The sequence below is a fragment of the Pseudomonas putida genome (assembly GCF_028682635.1).
Taxonomy (GTDB): domain Bacteria; phylum Pseudomonadota; class Gammaproteobacteria; order Pseudomonadales; family Pseudomonadaceae; genus Aquipseudomonas; species Aquipseudomonas putida_AE.
Genome location: NZ_JANHLK010000001.1, coordinates 184,492 through 207,078, shown reverse-complemented (window position 1 = coordinate 207,078; position 22,587 = coordinate 184,492). Strand labels below are relative to the sequence as shown.

Annotated in this window: 15 protein-coding genes and 1 pseudogene; 10 read left to right on the top strand and 6 right to left on the bottom strand. The window is 54.0% G+C overall.

The annotated features are described in order from the left end of the window. The first annotated feature begins 292 nt into the window (after window positions 1–292). Window positions 293–502 (top strand): hypothetical protein, encoded by a 210-nt coding sequence (locus NPS56_RS00985; RefSeq protein ID WP_274073053.1) that lies wholly within the window; start codon window positions 293–295, stop codon window positions 500–502. A 127-nt stretch (window positions 503–629) separates the two neighbouring features. Here NPS56_RS00985 and NPS56_RS00980 read toward each other — a convergent pair whose 3' ends face one another. Next, a complete protein-coding gene (locus NPS56_RS00980) occupies window positions 630–1,046 on the bottom strand; it encodes a hypothetical protein (protein ID WP_274073052.1) in 417 nt (138 codons plus the stop codon). A 2,209-nt stretch (window positions 1,047–3,255) separates the two neighbouring features. Here NPS56_RS00980 and NPS56_RS00975 point away from each other — a divergent pair. From NPS56_RS00975 to NPS56_RS00940, 8 genes and pseudogenes are all read left to right on the top strand, one after another. Then, on the top strand, window positions 3,256–3,918 hold the full coding sequence (locus NPS56_RS00975) for a hypothetical protein (RefSeq protein ID WP_274073051.1): 663 nt from the start codon (window positions 3,256–3,258) through the stop codon (window positions 3,916–3,918). 96 nt (window positions 3,919–4,014) lie between these two features. Next, a complete protein-coding gene (locus tag NPS56_RS00970; protein ID WP_274073050.1) occupies window positions 4,015–5,955 on the top strand; it encodes an integrase catalytic domain-containing protein in 1,941 nt (646 codons plus the stop codon). Window positions 5,956–5,963: 8 nt separating this feature from the next. After that, a complete protein-coding gene (locus tag NPS56_RS00965) occupies window positions 5,964–6,902 on the top strand; it encodes a TniB family NTP-binding protein (RefSeq protein ID WP_274073049.1) in 939 nt (312 codons plus the stop codon). Beyond that, window positions 6,895–8,826: a TniQ family protein gene (locus NPS56_RS00960; protein WP_274073048.1), complete on the top strand. Its 1,932-nt coding sequence runs from the start codon at window positions 6,895–6,897 to the stop codon at window positions 8,824–8,826. The genes NPS56_RS00965 and NPS56_RS00960 overlap by 8 nt, the downstream gene beginning before the upstream one ends. Window positions 8,827–9,282: 456 nt before the next feature. After that, window positions 9,283–9,624: pseudogene (locus NPS56_RS00955) on the top strand (response regulator); the annotation flags it as partial. Window positions 9,625–9,830: 206 nt separating this feature from the next. Continuing rightward, window positions 9,831–10,457, top strand: a complete 627-nt coding sequence (locus tag NPS56_RS00950; RefSeq protein ID WP_274073047.1) for a response regulator transcription factor — start codon at window positions 9,831–9,833, stop codon at window positions 10,455–10,457. An 8-nt stretch (window positions 10,458–10,465) separates the two neighbouring features. Beyond that, complete coding sequence (locus tag NPS56_RS00945; protein ID WP_274073046.1) at window positions 10,466–14,125, top strand: transporter substrate-binding domain-containing protein; 3,660 nt, start codon at window positions 10,466–10,468, stop codon at window positions 14,123–14,125. A 48-nt stretch (window positions 14,126–14,173) separates the two neighbouring features. Next, the gene (locus NPS56_RS00940) at window positions 14,174–17,119 is read left to right on the top strand and encodes an HD domain-containing phosphohydrolase (RefSeq protein WP_274073045.1); all 2,946 of its coding nucleotides are present in this window, start codon (window positions 14,174–14,176) and stop codon (window positions 17,117–17,119) included. Here NPS56_RS00940 and NPS56_RS00935 read toward each other — a convergent pair whose 3' ends face one another. Both NPS56_RS00935 and NPS56_RS00930 read right to left on the bottom strand, forming a co-directional pair. Next, window positions 17,120–17,602, bottom strand: a complete 483-nt coding sequence (locus NPS56_RS00935; protein WP_274073044.1) for a GAF domain-containing protein — start codon at window positions 17,600–17,602, stop codon at window positions 17,120–17,122. It abuts the gene before it with no gap. Beyond that, the gene (locus tag NPS56_RS00930) at window positions 17,599–18,489 is read right to left on the bottom strand and encodes an ATP-binding protein (protein ID WP_274073043.1); all 891 of its coding nucleotides are present in this window, start codon (window positions 18,487–18,489) and stop codon (window positions 17,599–17,601) included. Before NPS56_RS00930 ends, NPS56_RS00935 begins: the two co-directional genes overlap by 4 nt. Window positions 18,490–18,606: 117 nt before the next feature. Here NPS56_RS00930 and NPS56_RS00925 point away from each other — a divergent pair, with 117 nt between their 5' ends. Beyond that, complete coding sequence (locus NPS56_RS00925) at window positions 18,607–20,970, top strand: hybrid sensor histidine kinase/response regulator (protein ID WP_274073042.1); 2,364 nt, start codon at window positions 18,607–18,609, stop codon at window positions 20,968–20,970. Here the strand turns inward: NPS56_RS00925 and NPS56_RS00920 are convergent. From NPS56_RS00920 to msrB, 3 genes are all read right to left on the bottom strand, one after another. Continuing rightward, window positions 20,954–21,415, bottom strand: a complete 462-nt coding sequence (locus NPS56_RS00920) for a MarR family winged helix-turn-helix transcriptional regulator (protein ID WP_274073041.1) — start codon at window positions 21,413–21,415, stop codon at window positions 20,954–20,956. The two genes, NPS56_RS00925 and NPS56_RS00920, sit on opposite strands and share 17 nt — an antisense overlap. Continuing rightward, window positions 21,412–21,897: a glutathione peroxidase gene (locus NPS56_RS00915; RefSeq protein ID WP_274073040.1), complete on the bottom strand. Its 486-nt coding sequence runs from the start codon at window positions 21,895–21,897 to the stop codon at window positions 21,412–21,414. The genes NPS56_RS00920 and NPS56_RS00915 overlap by 4 nt, the downstream gene beginning before the upstream one ends. 180 nt (window positions 21,898–22,077) lie before the next feature. Then, window positions 22,078–22,473, bottom strand: a complete 396-nt coding sequence (gene msrB, locus NPS56_RS00910) for a peptide-methionine (R)-S-oxide reductase MsrB (protein WP_274073039.1) — start codon at window positions 22,471–22,473, stop codon at window positions 22,078–22,080. Between the last annotated feature and the right edge of the window lie 114 nt (window positions 22,474–22,587).

The window sequence follows — 22,587 nt, the reverse complement described above, 5'->3', positions numbered from 1 at the left end:
CATCAAAGCGGCCTTACGCGGCAATGCTCCCATTCCAAGGCCACAACGATTTAGCAGTCTCGACGAAAAGGAATGAACACTGGAGTGACCTCGGTGAAAAAAGGGTCCACTCAAACCGTCAGCCGCGACTCATGGCGCTCGATACCGCACTGGCTTTGACACCTTGATCAGGCGGTGATGACCCGCCGATCCTGTCTCAATTGCAGCCTTTCGCCATAAATCGCACGAGCGGTGAACTAATGCGCTGTGCTATTCCCCACTGCTATGCTTTCCTCTCCACGGAGGAACTACGATGCCCCACTCAGACCTGCTGCCGTCTCTGCTGTTCAAGATCAACGAAAACCAGCTCGCGCTGGAAGCCGCCATCATGGAACTGTCAAACTGGGTAGAGCAACGCGGCGCGGCTGAAGTAGCGGATAACGTTCGCAGTGCGCTGATGGCGATCGACCGCAACGAAGAATTCATCAAGATGACCCTCGCGCTGATGATGACGCCGGAGTGAAACCGTTGGACAGCCGCCACACTGTCTAGCCAACGCCGCACAGGAAACAAAGGTGACGAGCGCAACGACTCTCGTGGGTTGAAGCATCGTCTGTCTAATCATTGCGTCACCTGCGATGACCGGGGAATCACTTCTTCCGACGATGCCGCCCGCCAGCAGTCAAAACCAAGTTTGCTCCCGCGAGCGGGTCAGACGGCTCTAAGCTTTCCTCTGGATGGACGAGGTTATCCCGGAGTTTTTTATCCAGTGCGCCGAACCCCAGGCTGACCTCCTCTGCCTCGGCTGCAACGTCCTCGGCTTCCGGCACCAAACATCCTGGACGGATCAAATAATGCGAGAGCAGTTTGTGGTGGGGGTAACGGTTTTCGAAGAGTTTGATCAAACCATTGAAAATGTCTTCTCCGGCGGGGGTGCCGGCAACGCGGCGAATCACGAACTCGGCGATGGCCAGGCGCACCTCGATCTCACTCGGATCGAGTGGCAGCTCCTCTGAGGTTTCTTCAAACCACTGGTAGGTCCCGAACTTTAAGGGCTGATCAGTCATCTTGCGACACCCGCCTTGAGTGGAGCTCAGTGCTTCACCCGACCGCTCACAACATTGCGGCCAACGCCTTTGCAGTGGCCGTGGCAACCGTGCTGGCAATAGTGAACTCCAACATACTGCAAGCCTCAAGCAAATGACACCAGCGGAATTCCTAGTGCGCTCAAGGCACGGGTGGCCCCCACGCGGCAATCCCTGTCTAGATCCCGCGATCTGTGCCATCCCAGCGTGCCCCTCCTCGCCCAATATTGCGCAGCATTCCGATCAGCGCGAGAACAAACCGCAGGGAATCGCCAGCTTACTGGCCTCAAATCGCGATGCGGGCGCCCAACTAAGCACCGGCCACATACCCATTGGCCGCATCACTAAAAGACACCGGCATACTTTGTCTCTGTATCGTATTATTGTACGTAGAGAGTGTCGCCGGCTACTGCGAGAACAGGCGCGATACATGGCCGACCGACATAAAAAAGTATGAAAAAGCAGGTTGAGATTATCGCGGCTGAAAGCAGTGAGGTGGACGGTCCAGAACCCAAGAAATCACTTCCCTCGCATTCAAATGATACCCAAGTCGCGCCTCTTAACCCGATGAACGGTCATCACCATGGATAACTTTAGATTATCCCGCATCAACAAGCCTTACAAACTAGCGTTCGATCAAAAACTTTGTACACTGTAATTACATGCAACGTACTACAGCTAAAAAAAGTATTGTGTATGGCATAAAGACATCAATACACGTTGAGGTAAAAATCAAACAAGGTTGATGGCACAATGCTAGCGCTTGGCTACTGGTGTCGTAAGCATTCGCACAGGTGGTTGAGTGCTCCGAAGGACACGCCAAATCACCGGCAATAACATGTGGCACTTGCATTTTGCAAAAACCAGCGCTAGCGATGCCCAATAAGCAACTGACTTGGTCTTAGTGCAGCTCTTGCTCGCAAATATTCAAGGTGAGCGGGCCCGCGAAAGTAAACGGCTCAGCAGATATAAAGAGAGGAACGACGATTAAACATACAGCGACTGCTACACAAACAATAAAACTGCTATGAGATAAAAGGTGTTATTACAAAGCCAAAAAATCAACTAGCCGCCTTATCTAACGCTGCCAAGCAACATCTTCAATTAAGCATCAACTTACCAACTAACTGCGAAGTCGCAGATTGCGACGCACCTGAGATAAAATCGGTTTACATAGCCATTCTCCTCAGAAACAAATAAGACCAACACACCACTCTCTGAATTAAAACCATCTATCTCCGATATACGAACCCTCTTCAAAAAAGCGAATGAAACATATGATAAAAAGTGGGACAAGCACAAAAAATACTGAACACAGCTAAATTAAACTAAGCCTGTGACTAACCAGTCAACTACAGCGGGAGCAGTAAATCGAATTCAGTGTCTAGTTTATCTGAACGAAGCCCTTTAACTTTCAAAGCGGGAAGCGGCGAAACAGATTCCTGCAATAAATCACGTCCAGTAATGCTCCCAACCGAACGCGGTGCTAGGCCCATACATCGAGTCGTCGGTTGATCTAAGCGAAACACATCAATGGTCAATCAATGGTCGCTAAGGAATAGCCGCCCCAGGCGCAAACTCACGTCAGCTTACCTTTACAGCATGAGCACCGCACCAAGCCACTCTCCAGACCGGTCCGCAAACGCCAGCCGATCGGTGCCATCACCACCATCCGAAGTGTCAACACTTTTTGGCACGCTTGAAAACGAACATTGATCACTGGCACCGTAAAGCATTTACCAACTAAGGTAAACTTTTACCAACTAAGGTAAATAACTTACACACAAAGCAATATAACTCGTTCTATTTATTGATATTTTTGAAAATTGTAACAATCATCGTTTACCAGTAGAAAAAAGAATGAACCAGGAGTACATTTATCCTCATGAAGCAAAAGCAACCATTACCATCAGCCACTATTAAAGGAGAGTCATTTAAGATCAAATATCATTTCATAGCCATTCAAATGAGAGGTATTTAAACCAATTTTTTATTTCTCTAGAGGGACGAGTGTTTAGCATTTGTTGAATCCTTGAAAATTTTAGTTCTCGAGACCCGCCTCTCAACCGTCAACAAGAGATGGAAAAACGCCCAAGCTCTTAGAGGACATTTACTACAGAGAACACGCGACGATAACGCGAAACAACTTAATACGGTCATCGCTTCATCATGAAACCAGAGGGTGGTCATCATGCTTGATCGAAACTGGCGGCCTTCGCATGCAGCCCCTGCACGCGACGTACGTAAAAAACGCTTCGGCAAATCGTTGGTCTACTTTCCATCGAGAAAAAATCACGTCCAACTCATCTGCGAGAGTCACAACGAAGCCTATATGTGTTGGCTTTTGGAGTATCAACACCACGTCACTCAATATTACATACAACCCGTCAGTTACAGGTATGACCCCACCAAAAAATCTTGTCAATATACGCCAGACTTTTTTGTTCAATGCGATGACGGCCACGCTTACTTTATTGAGTTGAAGGGAAGCCTGTCAGAACTCTCCAGCCACTATCACTCCGTATTAGACAGTTTCGCAACTGCGGCGGCCATGCTGGGCTATGGCTTTGAAACATTCAACCTGGCTGAGTTTGCTAAGGATGGAACCCTAGATAATCTCGCACTCCTATACTCGCGTTCGCACCGGGTCACAGACTATGAGCAACGGCAACTCATGAGTTGTCTCTGCACATGGACGGGGCCGCTCTCGATCTCACTGCTGCTTTCGCACGAGTCACATCCATCATTAAGGGCAATATGCGCCGCTATATTTGATCAACAGCTCAATTTTGATCTCCGTAACACACTCACCTTGAACACGCCGTTATTCAAACCGAAAATTCAAGAGCCTTAAAAGCGTATTATAGTATAAATCGCTGCTTAATCGGCATATTGAAACATACGGAATATCTCCATTTCCACGGCATAAAACTCAAACATGAGAGTAGTCATGGATACCTACCCCATAATTCACCCCGGCAGCCAATACAATCTTTATGGAAAGGTATATGAAGTAATCACGATCGAAACAACTCGAATCTCGCTCCGCTCAGTACAGAGTAAACACCCACTATTCTTCAGCCCAGAATTATTTAACGCTTTAGCCTTGAAGGGCGAAATCCGACTGCATGCGTCGGCCCTCATCGACCAGTCCTATGAAATTTGCCTGCAGTGCCTTTCAACAAAACAGCAGATGGCGGCACAACGAAAAATTTATTATGTCAGAGGGCTTAATGAATATTTTCAAGGCCCATTACCAAAGAGTGAGGTTGAAATAGAAGCAGCGCGCCTGGCGAAGCTTTATAACAACGACAAACCGCCTTGCTACACTTCCCTTTATACGTGGTGTCGAATTTACCGTGAGTCCAATTTTAGTTTAGCGTCGCTGATCAAAGCTCCCAGCCGTCGAGCTCGAGGGAAAAAACTTAGCTCAGAGACAGACACAATAATATCAGACTTCATCCATAAATTTTATTTGCAACCTAAACATCCAACCATAAAAACACTGCAGAAGCTTATTCACGCGTATATCGACAATGAGAATGATACCCGCAGTGTCTATTCGACGATAAAAATTGACGTACCATCGACATCCACTGTCAAAAGACACATTAAACGCATCAATGAATATTACAAAGACATTAAACAGCTTGGGCGAAAGCAAGCGGAGAAAAGCAACAACTACAGCACAAAACAAAACCCCTCGAATGTATTGTTGAGACTCGTCCAAGGCGACTCACATGAAATGGACATTCTGATCGTTGACCATATAGGTAGAATTCTCGGGCGCCCTTGGTTACATGTCTTAGTAGAAGTGTCCACACGTTACATCATCGGATACGAACTCTCGCTCACGCCCCCATGTGCTGAAAAATTCCTAAAATCACTTCGCATGGCATTATCATCTGAAGACGAATCGCGTTACGGTGGTCGAACGGTGGAAATCACCGTTGATAATGGCGCAGAGGCCGCCAACGGCTCAGTCCAAAATGTCGGACATTTACTTTGTATCAATATTCACTACGCACCTCCTGGTACACCTAATGCCAAAGCAATAGTCGAGCGTTTCTTTGGCACACTTAACACTCAACTCACTCACGCGATGGAGGGTTCCACAGGGTCTAATCCCGTCATTGGAAATTTTTACAGCTCTGAAAACGGTGCCTGTTTTCAGCTTAGCGAGCTTGTTCAGATTTTTGATCGCTTTGTTTATGGCGTCTACCACAACGAATACCACCAGACAATTCGCACGTCACCAAACGAAGCATGGGCTTCCGCGCTATGCAATCAATTGCCACCTGAGCGCTATACGTCAGCAGCACTCAACGGTCTTTTCCGACTACCGTTACATAAACGCATAAATAACGGCCGAGTTCAACATTCGAATCTCTCCTGGACCGGTCCCGCTCTACCAGACATAGCTGCCCGATTAAGCGCAAAACAAAAAGCAACGGTTTATCTTGATATTACTGACCTTTCAACTGTTTGGGTGGCTCACCCAGACAAACCTACCGAACTGTTCGAAGCCTATGCAACCGCCCCTCTCTATCAAAACAACCTGACACTGTATGCACATGAACTTGTACAGAAACAACTAAAATTAGACGAAAAGAAATTTGACGCAAACTTGGCACGCCAAGCCCTGCTGGAAATTTACGACATGATATGGGAAATCAAATTCAACGCAAAATCAAAATCACGCAATCCAAGTCGACAAGATAAAAAACTGCTACAAGCAGCAGAAAGATTAGGAATATCAAAGACATATAAACAAGCAGAAATCTCAAATGCACAAATAGAAACCACAAGCGCTGCTCAACTGCCATTAACATCTGTCAACGAAATTACCCCAACACAATTAGATGAATTCCCGACCTATATTCTTCCATAGGTGACACCATGACTTTATCCACTGCTATGCAAATGAAGATACTAGAGTTTAAAAAAACTATAGTCATGCACCCCCAATATTCTGCTGCAATTGAAACTATGCTTCACGGAATGGACGCTACGTATCTTCGAGGCGAACCTTGTTCAACGCTGTTGATCGGTGAATCCGGCACCGGGAAAAGCACCGCATGTGCACATATGATTAATATCGTTGGCGGGAAACAAACGATTTACTGTGATACCGGATGCACGAAACAAGTTCATGCCTTTGACTGTGCAGTACCAGCAACCTACTCGATAAATGATCTATGCATCGAGATGCTGAAACAACTCGGTGACGACCCTGAAACTGGCAAACTGTCAACGCATCAAAATAGACTCTTTCGGTTGCTGATAACTTGTGAAACCCGATTGATTATTATCGATGATATTCACGATCTCCTTAATCGCGGCGCCGAAAAAACCTGGAAAAACGTCTGTAAATGGATCAAGTATATTGCCAACACTACGGGTATACCAATTATTCTGTCCGGTAAATCCAAAGCAGAATCTTTGATTAACCAATATGAAGAATTGGATGGGCGCTACCCGTACCGAGCCCGATTGCACAATATTAGATACGATGAAATATTTGTATCCATACTTTCCAAGCTAAACTTAGAAATGAATCGTTTCGGCGAATTTACCACACCATTGCATATAACAGACAGTCAAATTTCAGGGGCCTTATATCTTCATACTCACGGAAACATGCGAGAACTCAGAACCATTCTGCTTGAGATCATGCTTGCCGCGGCAACCCGCGGTGATCATACGGTTATTCCTAGCGACTGCATCTACGCGGCAGACAAACTCAATAAAATGGCCCCGGAGCTTAAATATATCAATCCATTTAAGTTGCCGTGGTCGCTAATCAAACAAAAAATTGAAGAACTTGAAAATGCTTAATCTTATATTTTGGCCTAAGCCTTATCCCAATGAAAGCCCTTCCAGTTTATTCTCAAGAGCTGCGTTTCACAATGGCTATAGCAACGCCAGGTCTTTCGCACGATCCATCGGACACAACGTATATATTGGATTTAACAATCTATTTAACGATCAGCAACTCAGTAATTTTTTCCTAAAAAACAACGATAACCCCTATTCAGAGTACGATATTTTTTATTTCCAATCGTTGCAACTCAAATCAACGCATCGTATAAATATTGCTGGGATGACGATACCATCAAGCGCATGTCGATTTAGAGCTCATTTTTGCCCTCTGTGTCTTCAAGAAGGGTACTGGAGATTTATTCAAGATATTGAGTTTATAAAGGTGTGCCCCTATCACCAGGTGGAGTACCTTAATAGCTGCCCGGCGTGCGAAAAAAAATATGACTGGTCATCCGTCAATGGCCCCTATTGTAGGTGCCACTATGATTTACGCCTCGCCGAAACTGTTCACTCTGACGATATCGGCCCGCTAAACTTTCTAAATTTATTTATTTCTGGCGATCAGGATGCAACAGATCGTTTTTTCGCGGCCATCGACTGCCTTAAATATCCGCTATTAACCTCGAAAAAAATAGATAACGAGCTGATTCTCGCCACCAATATCGCAGAAAAACATAAAAATTATTTTCATTTTTATATTGCTACCAAAATCAAAAATCATCCTAACCTTAGCCCTAAGACTATATTATCGCCATGGATGCTTAGTCGAGATCAGTGGATCCGTGACACAGCCAATAATTTTGTATCAACGCTGCGATCAACCAATCAATGCGATTGCTCAGAAAATAACTGCTGCGGTGCGATCGCTTTTACTTTTAACGAACTGTGTTCCGTATTGCAAACGAATAGAGAAATAACTCGATCAATTATCACAAATCATAAATTTGAAAAAATCACCATTTCTGACAGAGTATTTTACAAACGTAATAATATTTGTAGATCGATCAAAAACAGCATTGAAGAAAGGACTAGGGTTCCGATCCCGGAGACACACTTAAGAGAAGAGTTTGAAAGCATCGAAGAGATCCAACTCACCCACCGTCTTTCAGCTACAAAAATCAGGAAGCTCATAGACGCTGGATATTTTCATGACGGAATCATTTTTGGAAAAAGAGATAGTATTCTGATTAGCAAAGACGCATTGGATCACTTCGCTCAGCAATATATAACAGAGAACCTCCTATCACGGACATACTCACTAAACATATTCACAATACGCGCTATATTAAAACATGCAGGAATCTCAGCATCATCTGGCGACCCAAACATTGCTGACTTGCCCTACGTCTATCAGCGACAGAATATAACTGATGATATACAAAGACTGTTGAAAATACGCGCAAACAAGCCAAAACACATTAGAACCTTGGCCAGAGGCCCGACTTCTGCCTGGCACTTTGCGGACGTCCTCAACATCGAACGACGTACCTTATACACAATCTTGGATAAAAACATCATCGAGGAACTCAACTCACTTTACAACGCCCAGACCAAAACTTTTGCGCAGCCAGAAACGGCGATGAATATTCTTGTTCAATGGCGCGACCAGTACAAAACCAATGTGGAACTGGCAAAACACCTAAACATTGATTGCAACCTTCTCGGGAGAAGATTTGAACATATCAATGCTACTAAACCAGTTATCATTGGCACACAAAAATTTTACCATTCCATTATATCGAAAGAGATCGAACGCCAACTTATGCTTTACGTTCCCGCATGTGCAGTTATCTCCCATGCGCACCTTTCCACTTATAGCTTCCGCAGTTTGATAAAAAACGGTTTTATTATACCAATTGACTCGGACAACCCTGCTTACTGCCCCAAAATGTCTTTATACAATCTATCTGACGTCCTTTTGCAATCTGAAACTCCCTAGACCAATCAAATTCCAAAACCTGCCATTGGAATCTACCCCCTTTTTTAGCAACTCAGCCCACAGTACCCGCGCAATCTCACGGGGATTGAGTTGAGATTGCTTTCCAGCGCGCTCCCCCTGGCCACTCTCTAAAGCCACTCCAGCCAAATGTTAGATAGTATTAATGGCCTATACGCTTTGAAACAGTTCAGTCGAAGGGCTTTCGTTCGCCTTTGCGCAGCTTAATATTTGTGCGAAGTACGAACCGGCCTCCCAATTGCTTATGTTGAAACTAGCTTTTAGTTGAAGTACGTATAACACCTTGAAAATATTATCACCAAATAAATTCACAATTAAATGGACCGAGACCTTGAAAATTCAGGATCTATTGGCTTTTTATTTCAAATTAATGATCCAACCACCCCTTCCAGCAGCTCTAAATCACACCCTCGATTCAAAATCTAATGATTCTCGTTGTACGGCTTCACTCACTTGACCACCAGCGATTGTGCCAGGAGCGCCTTGCACCACATGCTCAGCGCCGAGCAGCCCTTCGACATCCTGTTATGCGACCAATGCCTGCCCGACGTTTGCGGCATCGACCTGATATCAATCGCCAGCCACCAGGGGCTGATCAAGCAGGCCATACTTTTAAGCAGCCTGACATCCAATGAATTGGGCGAACTTGAAAATCTGGCCCTCGTCAATGGACTGCCATTACTTGGCTGCTTGATCAAACCATTAAAACAGTGCGAGCTGAGATACTTATTGAAACTGATACCGTCACCCTGCAACCAAGCGCCTTTAAAAAGTGTGTAACCCACATATCACCACCCTGCTCCCAATAACTAAACAGCAACATCTTTTGTGGCAACTTACCAAAAAATACCGGTTGACACGTAATCCATTTCCTTTTCGCATGTAGGAACATTCCTATATTGCTACGACAGACCCGTCAGTTCATACGTCCCCCTAACTATCTGAGCTAAGGTGCGCGCTTTATCCGAGCTCGCAGGGATTTGATTATGAACTCCGTTTTTATTGTCGACGATCATCCTGTCATCCGCCTTGCCGTTCGCATGTTGCTGGAACACGAGGGCTACAAGGTCGTCGGTGAAACCGATAATGGTGTCGATGCCATGCAGATGGTGCGTGAATGCATGCCCGACCTGGTCATTCTCGATATCAGCATTCCCAAACTGGATGGCCTGGAAGTGCTTGCCCGTTTCAACGCAATGAGTACACCCCTGAGAATCCTGGTATTGACTGCACAATGCCCGACATTATTCGGTATCCGCTGCATGCAATCCGGTGCCTCGGGTTATGTATGCAAACAGGAAGATCTAAGTGAGCTGGTGAGCGCCATCAAAGCGGTACTGTCCGGTTATAACTACTTTCCCAGTGAAGCCTTGAACCCTGCCCGTGGTGACGAAGCGCGGTGCGCCGAACTTGAACTGTTCAAGTCAGTCAATGACCGGGAACTCATGGTATTGCAACTTTTTGCCCAGGGTCGCAGTAACAAGGAAATCGCCAAAGGCATGTTCCTGAGTAACAAGACCGTCAGCACTTATAAAAAACGACTCATGCAGAAACTCAAGGCCAAATCCCTGGTTGAACTCATCGAGATGGCAAAACGTAACGCGTTAGTGTGAGGCACAGAATGCCCAGCCGCTTGAAGGACTATCTGCTGATCATGTCCACGGGCTTGTGCCTGTGCACCGAGCTGTACGCCGCGCAGGAGCATGAACAATACGCCTTGCTCAGTCGTTCAGCGCCCCTGCACCTGGAAGTCCAGCTGGATCAATCACAACGACAATGGGTCGAGGGTAAACGTGAGCTGATCCTCGGCACCTCGGCACCCGACTACCCCCCTTTCGACCTGACCAGCAGCGGCCGTGAATATGAAGGGTTTACCGCCGACTACGCGGGCATACTCGGCGAGGCCCTCGGCCTGCCCGTCAAGGTTCAACGCTTCGCCTCCCGGGGAGCGGCGATCGAAGCGCTCGAAAAAGGCGAGGTCGACCTGCTGGGCACCGCCAACGGATTCGAAGCGAACAATGACGACATCGCGCTTTCCACACCCTATGCGGTCGATCAACCGGTGCTGGTGACACGTGAAGGCGAAACCCGGCCGCTCAATGATGGCCTGGCCGGTTTGCGGCTCAGCATGGTGTATCACTACCTGCCCCTGGAGGAGGTCAAGGCCCTTTACCCGAAGGCAATCATCGACGCCTACCCGTCCTACCAGAACGCGATCAATGCAGTGGCTTTCGGCCAGGCCGATGTTTTTCTCGGCGACACCATTTCAACCCATTACATGATCAACAAGGGTTATCTGAACAACATTCGCATGGCCAGTTTCGGCAAGCACGAAGCCCATGGTTTCAGCTTTGCCGTGCACAGGAACAATCCTCAACTGCTCGCCATCATCAATACGACGCTCATGGCCATCCCCGCCAGCGAACGGGAAAACATCGCCAAACGCTGGAGCGCCGGGAGCGATATCCTGCTCACCGATCAAAAACTGCAGCTCAGTTACAGTGAGGAGCGCTGGCTGGCGCAACATCCAGTGGTCCGGGTGGTCGTCAATGAGGCCTATGCGCCGCTGACGTTTTTTGACAGTGCCGGTAACTTTCGCGGGATTGCCGCGGATTTGCTTGAGCTGATCAGATTGCGCACCGGCCTGCGCTTCGACGTTCAGCGCAGCCGTAGCGACAGCGACATGATCAAGCGAATCAACACCGATCAAGCCGATCTGATCGCCGCGATGCTCCCTAGTGCACAACGGGATACCTTGCTGAACTTTACCCGCCCGTACCTGCAGAACTCCTATGTCCTGCTGACACGCAAGGCGCACGACAGTCCGACAAACCTTGCACAGCTCAAGAACAAAAGCCTGGCCATTGCCCGCGGCAACCCGCTTATGGACTATCTGCGCAGCGAGTTCCCGCAGATCAGGTTGATCCAGACCCCGGACGCCTTCAGCGCCGTGGAAATGCTCGCCGAAGGCCGGGTTGAAGGAGCGGTGAATTCACTGGTGATCGCCAACTACTTCATCGCCTCGCAACTGTTCGAAACCGAGCTGCAAATCAGCACCACCATAGGCACCCAGCAGGCGGCGTTCTCCCTGGCAACGGGGCGCGAGGCCAAGGAACTCAATGACATCCTCAACAAGGCACTGTTGAGCATCGCGCCGCAGGAGCTGGGCGTCATCAACAGTCGCTGGCGCGGCTATTCGGCCTCCTCGCAAAACACCTGGCGCCAATATCAGCGGGTGTTCTATCAGATCGTGATCGGCGCCGGCTTGCTCTTGCTGATCTCCGTGACCTGGAACGCCTACATGCGGCGCCAGATCAACCAGCGCAAGGCGGCCGAACGAGCGCTGAACGATCAATTCGAGTTCATGCGTTCACTGGTCAACGGCACGCCTCACCCGATCTATGTGCGTGATCGTCAAGGACTGCTGCAAAGTTGCAACGACAGCTACCTGCGCGCCTTTAACGCAAAACGCGAAGACGTGATCGGCAAAAGCGTGATCCAGGGCACCATGAGTAACGCCTTCGAAGCGCGCGAGTACCAGGCCGATTACCAGCGTGTGGTGGCCGAAGGCACGCCGATGATCCTTGACCGTGCGCTGCACATTGGCGGTCGCCGGTTGACCATCTATCACTGGATTCTTCCCTACCGCGACTCGAGCGGTGAGGTGCAAGGCATCATTGGCGGCTGGATCGACATCAGCGAACGGCGGCAGTTGTTCGATGACCTGCGTTGCGCCAAAGAGCGCGCCGACGAAGCCAACCGGGCCAAGAGCACGTTCCTGGCCACCATGAGCCATGAAATCCGCACCCCGATGAATGCCGTCATCGGCATGCTCGAACTGACGCTCAAGCGCATCGAACAACACCACCCGGATCGTCCCGCCATTGATGTGGCGTACCACTCGGCAAAGGACCTGCTGGAACTGATCGGGGACATTCTCGATATTGCGCGCATCGAGTCCGGGCACCTGAGCCTGAACCCGGAACGGGTCAACCCGGAGGAAATCGTGGCGTCGGTAGCGCGTATCTTCGATGGGCTGGCCCGGCAAAAGGGACTCGAGTTGCAACTGCAATTCAACCCGGCCAATCCGGCTATCGACGTGTTGCTCGATCCCCTGCGCTTCAAGCAGGTGTTGTCGAACCTGGTCAGCAATGCCATCAAGTTTACCGAGCACGGCCAGGTCAGGATTATTGTGACCCTGGACCTGAGCAGCGAGGCTGACCGGGCGCACATGCTGTTGCTGGTCGAAGACAGCGGCCCGGGGATCAGTCATGAGGATCAGCAACGCCTGTTCGAACCTTTCGCTCAAGCCGCCAATACCGGGCAGTCGGCACGGGGCGGTGCCGGGCTTGGACTGGTGATCAGTCGCAGCCTGTGCGAAATGATGAACGGCAGCCTGCAGTTGAGCAGCCAGCCGGGCGTCGGTACCCGGGTAAGGATTTCGTTGCCGTTATCCACACTGCCTCGCGACTCCAGGGTGCAAACCGCCGAGCCTCCCATCTACTGCGCGACAATCCCCTTGAATGTGCTGGTGGTCGACGACCACGCGGCCAATCGCTTGCTGATGTGCCAGCAGCTTGAGTTCCTGGGTCATCGATTCAGCGTCGCGGCGGACGGCCAGGCTGGATTGGACGCATGGAAATCCGCCGCCTTCGACCTGGTGGTCGCCGATTGCAACATGCCAGTCATGAATGGGTATGAACTGGCCCAGGCCATTCGTCGACACGAACAACACACTCAACAGCCGCGCTGCACCCTCCTGGGCTTTACCGCCAACGCTCAGCCGGAAGAAGTTCAACGCTGCAAACAGGCCGGGATGGACGACTGCCTGTTCAAGCCCCTGTCCCTGGCCGCCTTGAGTCAATGGGTCACGGGCATCAAGGGAATAAAGGAAATCAAGCCCAGGGTCGTGGCCCCGGCCTTCAGCCTGCAAGGCTTGCATTTGTTGACCGGGGGCGACCCGGCGCTGGACCTGCGCCTGCTGACCGAACTGTTGAACAGCAACCGCCTGGATCGACAGGAACTGCTGGCACTGTCCGACACCCCGGACCCGCAGGCCTTTCTCGACATAGCCCATAAAATCAAGGGCGCCGCCCGAATCGTTCAGGCCACCCGGTTGATCGACAGCTGCGAGGCGCTCGAAGCCACCTGCCATGAGCGCTTCTCCCCTGAGAACGTTGCCAAATACTGCGACGCCGTGGAGCGCGCCCTGCTCGAACTGGAACAGGCATTGCTGCAACAAATCGGACAAAACGACAAAGGCACAATACCCGAGCCTTAACTATGCTTGGACCCGGAGCAGTGTGTTAACCATCACGGAGTGACCTGCATGCCCAGCCCACTGCGCCCGGATCAACGGCGATTTCCCCTGCACGTTCATATCAGCGTGATGTTCACTTTGCTGCTGTTGCTGACCGGGGTCGTGCTGGGCATTTTCCACTACCGGCAAACCACTCAGATCATTCTTTCGAGCAGCGAAAAGCTGTTCAGTCGAATCGAGCAGGATGTGCGCCTGGACCTGCACGCCACCTATGAGCCGATTCGACACCTGCTGAGCCTGTTGCGGCACAACCCCGCAGCCCAGGCCCTCGACCTGCAACAGCGCCTGGCGCTGCTCCGGCCTTTCAGCCAGTCGCTCAAGGACAACCCCGACCTGGCTTCGTTGTACCTGGGATACGACAACGGTGACTTTTTCATGGTTCGCCCGCTGCGCACGCCAGACCTGAAAGCGCTGCTCAAGGCCCCGGATACCGCGGCCTACCAGGTATGGAGCATCGAGCGAAACAGCAGCGGCCAGGTGCATTCGCAATCCTTGTTTTTCGATCAGGACCTGACGCTCCTCGGTCGTCAGGACAATCTCGACGAAACCTATGATCCGCGTAGCCGGGCCTGGTTCACCAGTGCCAGCCAGGATGTCGACCAGATCACCACCGAACCCTACGTCTTTTTCTCGACCCACCATGTCGGCACCACCCTGGCACGGCGTAGCGGCGAGCATGCGGTGATCGCTGCCGACCTGACCCTGGCCGAGCTCTCGGCCACCTTGGCCAAACATGTGGTGACACCGGCGACCGAGATCGTCCTGTTCGATGCCCAGGGCAATGCCATCGCTTATCCCGACAGTCGTCGCCTGATCGTCGACGATCAAACCGCCCGCCTGGCCAAGGCCGCCGACCTGAGTCCCGCGCTGAAAACACTGCTCGACAGCCCCGGGGCCGGCAATCGCCTGACGGCCATGGGCCGTAGCTGGATCGTTGCCCGCAGCAGCATGCAGGAAGGCGGCCCCCAGGGGCTGCAACTGGCGACGCTGGTACCGGAAGATGAATTGCTTGCCGACGCCTATCGCATGCGCTGGCAAGGCGCACTGATTACCCTGGCGACCCTGCTGTTGTGCGTGCCGCTGGGCTGGCTGACGTCCAGGATCCTGGTCAAGCCCCTGCGCGCCCTGGTGCAGGAGGCGGATGCCATTCGCAGCTTCGATTTCAATTTTCCCGCCGCCCGCCGCTCTCCGGTGCTCGAGGTCGACCAGTTGAGCCTGTCCATGGCGCGCATGAAAGACACCCTGGCGAGCTTCTTCCAGATCACCGACAGCCTGAGCGCCGAGACCCGGTTTGCCCCATTGCTGCAGCGGGTGCTGTTTGAAACGGTCAGGATTGGCCAGGCCCAGGCCGGCCTGATCTACCTGCGCGAAGGGGATGGCGATCTTATGGAACCCCAGGGCCTGGTGATCAACGACACGGCACAAACTCTGTCGTCTTTCGACCTCAGCGCACACGGGCTTCATGATGCGCACAGCCCCGCCTGGCTGCAGCAGCTATCGACGGCCGACAACGTCGTCTCCCACCTGGGCTTCGAACAGGCGGGAGACCTGCAGAAAGTCCTGCTGGCCATGGCCTGTCCCCGGGTTCACCTGATCGGCATCCGCTTGCACAATCGTCACAACGAAACCGTCGGCCTGCTGGTGTTTCTGCTGGCCGACAGCGGCAACCAGAGCGACCTGGACAAACTGCGTCCCGACCGCATCGCGTTCCTGCAGGCGGTGTCCGGTGCGGCCGCCGTGAGTATCGAAAGCCAGCGCTTGCAAGACCGGCAAAAACAGCTGCTGGACGCCTTCATCAAACTGCTGGCCGGCGCGATAGATGCCAAGAGCCCCTACACCGGTGGCCATTGCCAGCGAGTCCCGGCCCTGACACTGATGCTCGCCCAGGCGGCGGCCGCCAGCCAGGACCCGGCCTTTCGCGGCTATCAGCCCACGGACGATGAGTGGGAGGCGCTGCACATCGCCGCCTGGCTGCACGACTGCGGCAAGGTGACGACCCCGGAATACGTGGTCGACAAAGCCACCAAACTGGAAACCCTGAACGACCGCATCCACGAAATACGCACCCGCTTCGAAGTGCTCAAGCGCGATGCCTGGATCGACTATTGGCAAGCCATTGCCCAAGGTGGCAACGAGCAACAGCTGGCGCAACAGCGAGAGGCCAGCCTGACGGCGCTCAATGACGATTTCGCCTTCATCGCCCGCTGCAACCTGGGCGGCGAGGCCATGGCCGAAGCCGACCTGCAGCGCCTGCGCAGCATCGCGCATCGCACCTGGATGCGAACCCTGGATGACCGGCTGGGTGTTTCCTGGGAAGAAAACCAGCGCCAGGCGCGTACGCCGGCACCCACGCTGCCGGTCCGCGAGGCGTTGCTGGCGGACCGGCCCGAGCATCTGTTCGAACGCGCCGAAGCCGAATTGATTGCCGAGGACAACCCCTGGGGTTTCAAGCTCGATGTCCCGCGCTACAAGTACAACCGCGGCGAACTCTACAACCTGAGCATAACCCGAGGCACCTTGACCTCTGAGGAGCGCTACATCATCAACCACCACATGGTGCAGACGATCCTGATGCTCAGCCAACTGCCCTTCCCCGAACACCTGGGCAATGTCGCGGAGATCGCCGGCGGCCACCACGAAAAAATGGACGGCACGGGTTATCCGAAACGCTTGAAGCGTGAGCAGATGAGCCTGCCGGCGCGGATGATGGCGATTGCCGATATCTTCGAGGCGCTGACCGCCGCCGACCGCCCCTACAAGAAAGCCAAGACCCTGAGCGAAGCGCTGGGCATCATGGCCAACATGTGCCGGGATGCGCACATCGACCCGCAGTTGTTCGAGCTGTTCATCAACGCACAGATCTATCTGCAGTACGCCCGGCGCTTCCTCGATCCAGGGCAGATCGATGCCGTGGATACCTCAAGCCTGCTGGTCAAGGCAGGCTTGAAAGGCTGATCAGCAGTCGGTCAGGCGCAGGAAGATAGCCGCCAGCTGCTCGATACCGGCCTGATCCTGCGCGGTGAAACGCGCCAGTTGCGGGCTGTCGAGGTCGAGTACGCCGATCAGGCGACCGTCCTTGACCAGGGGCACCACCAGTTCGCTGTTCGACGCACTGTCGCAGGCGATATGCCCGGCAAACGCGTGCACGTCTTCGACCCGCTGGGTCTGCAAGGTCGCCGCTGCCGTGCCGCACACACCCCGACCGAACGGAATCCGCACGCAGGCGATCTGCCCTTGAAACGGGCCCAGCACCAGCTCTTCGTTACGATTGAGGTAGAACCCGGCCCAGTTCAAGCCCTCGAGCTGATTGAACAGGAACGCCGAAAACTGCGCGGCGTTGGCAATGAAATCGCGCTCGTCTGCCAGCAAGGATTCCAGCTGCGCGTGCAGCATGCCGTAGCCCTCGAGCCCCTGGCCGCTGTTTTGTAAATCGATCATGCCTTGTGCTCCAACAGTTTGAGCCCCACCCAATAGCGGGCAAATTGATACGCGCAACGTCCGTTGCGATTGCCCCGCCCGGTGGCCCAGCGCACCGCGAGGATGTCCAGCTCTTCGGTGCGCTGCCACGGCAGGCCGGCCTTGTCGGCCAACTGGCCGATCCAGTGCTCGACCACGTTCAGGAAGTGCTCCTGGGTGAACGGATAGAACGACAGCCACAGGCCGAAACGGTCCGACAGGGCGATCTTGTCTTCCACCGCCTCGCTGGGGTGCAATTCGCCATCGACGCGTTTCCAGTTTTCGTTATCGCTTTCCTTTTCCGGCACCAGGTGGCGACGGTTGGACGTGGCGTAGAGCAACACGTTGTCCGGCGCCTGTTCGAGCGAACCGTCGAGTACGCTCTTGAGTACGCGATAATCGCCTTCGCCCGACTCGAAAGACAGGTCATCGCAGAACAGCACGAAACGCTGCGGCAGCTTGGCGATCTGCTCGACCACCCGCGGCAAGTCCGCCAGGTGATCGCGCTCGATTTCAATCAGGCGCAGACCGGCCTGGGCGTGCTCGGCCAGCAAGGCGCGCACCAGCGACGATTTACCGGTGCCGCGCGAACCCCAGAGCAGCGCATGGTTGGCCGGCATGCCATCGAGGAACTGGCGGGTATTACGCCCCAGTTGCTCAACCTGGCGATCGACGCCGATCAGGTCGCTCAGGCGCATGTCCAGGCTGACCTGCAGCGGCAGCAGAAAACCGCTGCGTCCCTCGCGCTGCCAGCGCGCAGCCAGGCAATGGGTCCAGTCGATGGCTTGCCGAGGGGTGGGCAGCAGCGGTTCGATACGGGCCAGAACGGCATCGGCACGTTCAAGAAAAGCATTCAATCGGGAATCCACGTCTTCTCCTCGGGCACGTTCACAGTAATGATGGCGATACAGATACGACATACAGCGTTCGATGAACGGTCAACCGCCCTATGGCAGGGCTCATGGGAACACCCTGCATGATCGACTATGCTTGAGCAGCGAAGGAAAACGGAAGTGATTCAGCACCCCATGGATATCAAGTTCACCAACCGCCTGTCTTACAAACAGGCGCGGCTCACCGTGCTGGTCGGTTTCGTCCTGGGTATGCTGCTCAGCGTGCTGCAAATAGGCATCGATTATGCCAGCGAAGACGCCTCCATCAACCGTGAAATACTGTCTCTGCTCGAAATCAGCCACAACCCCGCCTCGCGCATCGCCTACAACATCGACGCCGAACTCGCCCAGGAACTGACCCTGGGCTTGCTGCGCTCGCCCGCGATCATCGGCGCGAAGCTGACCGACAACAACGGCAATATCCTGGCCAACGTCAAGCGTCCCGGCCTGCAAAGCGGCTATCGGGTATTGAGTGACCTGCTATTCGGGGCCAATCGGCAGTTCGAAGACCGCCTGTACCTGGATCATTTGCCCGGCGAATCCCTGGGCACCCTGCAACTGGACGTCGACACTTACTCATTCGGCTACCGCTTCCTGCGCCGGGCCGAGGTCACCCTGATCAACGGTTTCGCCCGCAGCCTGCTGCTGAGTGGCATCCTCCTGGCGTTGTTCTACGTGATGCTGACCAAGCCCTTGGTGCGGGTCATCCGCGAACTCAGTGGCCGCGATCCACGCAACTCCGAGCCGACGTCGCTGGAATGCCCGGCGGGACACGCCAACGACGAAATCGGCGTGCTGGTGAAAGTTGCCAACCAGCAATTCGAAAACATCGCCACCGAAATCCAGCAGCGACGCAACGCCGAAAATCGCCTGACCGACTATCTTGCCCAGCTGGAAAACATCGTGTCGGCGCGCACGACCGAGCTCAAGGCCATCAATGCCCGGCTCAGTCAATCCAATCAGGAGCTGGAGGTCGCTCGCAGCACCGCCCTGGACATGGCCGAAGCGCGCTCGGTGTTCCTGGCCAACATGAGCCACGAAATCCGCACGCCCCTCAATGGCCTGCTGGGCATGATCGCGCTGTCGCTGGACGGCCCGCTGAATGCCGAGCAACAGCAACAGCTGGCCATCGCCCATGACTCGGGCAAAGTCCTGGTGGAGTTGCTCAACGATATCCTCGACCTGTCGAAATTCGACGCCGGCCAACTCGAACTCGAACACATCCCGTTCGACCTGGGCTCGCTGGTCGAGGACACCGCCAACCTGCTGTCACAGAACGCCGCGCCGAGTGTCGAACTGACCTGCCTGATCGACCCGGACTTTCCTGCGCTGGTGCTCGGCGATCCGACAAGGGTGCGGCAGATCGTCAGCAACCTGCTGTCCAATGCGCTCAAGTTCACCCGTTTCGGCCGGGTCGATGTGCGCCTGTCGACTTATAAGGATGGCGTCAGCATCGAAGTCTGCGACACGGGCATCGGCATCCCGCGGGAGGCGCAGGTCAAGATCTTCCAGCCCTTCACCCAGGCGGGTGCCGGCATCACCCGACAATTCGGCGGCACCGGCTTGGGCCTGGCCCTGACCTACAACCTGTGCGAAGCCATGCAAGGTCGCCTCACCATCAGTTCTGAAGCCGGTTTCGGCAGCCAGTTCTGCGCGCAACTGCCGCTGCCCAGTCATACCCGGGCACTGGCCCCGCCCCCCCTGCAGGGCAAAATCGTGGCAATTACCGCCGCCGGCAGCGGCCTGGCGGAACTGCTGAAAAGTGTTTTGCCTGGTTGGGGGCTCGATTATCAACAGCGTACGATCGATGACTCATTGCTCGGTCTGGACCCCGATGTGCTGATCACCGATTGCCCCGAGTGCCTGTTCAACCTGCGCCCCACCATCCGCGCGCCGATCCTGCTGGTGACCGCTTACGGCAGCTTCCTGCCCAGCGAAGAGGCCAGCGCCCTCGCCCCCTTGCAGCAGCAGGCCCGTCCTTTGGCACGCAATGCGCTACACCAGACCTTGCAGCGAATCCTCCTGGTGCAAACCGACACCCCCAGCGATACCCGGGTCGATGCCACCCTCGCGCAGCGCCGGGCGCGGGTGCTGCTGGTCGAGGACAACCCGGTCAACCAGCTGGTGGCCAAGGGCATGCTGGGCAAACTCGGTTGCGACGTGATCGTCGCCGCGCACGGCGCCGAAGCGCTGGATCAATTGGAGAGCCGCGACTTCGATCTGGTGCTGATGGACTGCAACATGCCGGTCATGGATGGCTATGAGGCCAGTCGGCAAATCCGTCGCAGCGGTCGCTGGCCGCAGTTACCCATCGTCGCCCTGACCGCCAACGCCATGTCCGAAGAGCGCGAACGCTGCCGTGCGGCGGGCATGAGCGACTACCTGGCCAAACCTTTTCGTCGAGAAGAGCTGGCCGCCCTGCTGGATGTATGGATACCGGCTACGACAGCGCCTTGATCTGCCCCAACAAGTGATCCAGGCCGTCGCGCAGCTCATTCAGGCGATCCAGGTCCACGCCGCTGTCGCACAACAGGCGGGCCTTGAGCGGGCCGACCTGATCACGCAGCGCCGTGCCCTGGGGCGACAGGCTCAGGTGCACCTCCCGCTCATCCCGCGCCGAGCGCTGGCGCTGAACCAGCTGCAATTGCTCAAGACGCTTGAGCAACGGCGTCAGCGTGCCGGAATCCAGCGCCAGGCGTTCGCCCAGGGCCTTGACCGTGGGCTGCTCCGGGGCTGTTGCCTGCCATTCCCACAACACCAGCATCGCCAGGTACTGCGGGTAAGTCAGGCCCAACTGATCGAGCATCGGCTTGTAGGCGCGAATCACCGCCCGGGACGCGGCATACAGTTTGAAGCAGAGCTGGCTGTCGAGGCTCAGCGAATCAACGGACAAGGTGTTCATTTGAGCAGGGCTTCTATCTCGCTGCTCAAGTCCTCCGGCTTGGTCGCCGGCGCGAAGCGCTTGACCAACTGGCCGTCCTTGCCGATCAGGAACTTGGTGAAGTTCCACTTGATGCCCTGGGAACCGAGCACACCCGGCGCACGCTTTTTCAGCTGCACGAACAATGGATGGGCACCGTCGCCATTGACTTCGATTTTCTTGAACAGCGGGAAACTGACTCCGTAGTTGAGCTCGCAGAACTCGCTGATCGCCCCTTCGTTACCCGGCTCCTGCTTGCCGAACTGATTGCAGGGAAAGCCCAGTACCACCAGGCCCTGGTCCTTGTAGGTCTGCCACAGCTCTTCAAGGCCTTTGTATTGCGGGGTGAAACCGCATTTGCTGGCGGTGTTGACCACCAGCACGGCCTTGCCAGCGTAATCCGCCAGGGTTTTCTGTTCGCCCTTGATGGTGGTGCAAGGGATGCTGAGGAGATTGTCGCTCATGATTGGGGCGCTCTAGATGGGGGTGATTTGACAAACATAGCGAGCAATTGAATTGTGTGCAATGTAATTAATCGAGCGCCAAACCTGGAGGAGCCGGCTTGCTGGCGATCGGCACGCCGCGGTGTGTCAAATCCACCGCTATCGCCAGCAAGCCGGCTCCTACAGAGAATCGAGGTGATCTTATTCGCGGGGTACCAGGTCCAGGCACACGGAGTTGATGCAGTAACGCAACCCGGTTGGCGGCGGGCCATCGGGGAATACGTGGCCCAAATGCGCGTCACATTTGGCGCAGACCACTTCGGTACGGATCATGCCGTGACTGACATCACGGATCTCGACCATCGCACTGTCACCGATCGGCGCGTAGAAACTCGGCCAGCCGCAGCCGGAATCGAACTTGGTCCTGGAGTCGAACAACGGCTCGTTGCAGCAGATGCAATGATAGACACCATCGGTCTTGGTGCCGTTGTACTTGCCGGAAAACGGGCGCTCGGTCCCCTTGAGCCGGCAAACGTTGTACTGCTCGGGATCGAGCATGGCCTTCCATTCTTCCAGGGATTTTTCCAACTTTTCCATCATCACACCTCAGCAGCTGAAAAAGCCCGATCTGTACCTTTTCCACGGATCGGGCGGCACGTATGATTGCGCCTCGTCAAACGCCAGTCTGGCAGCCAGACCACGCGCATTCAA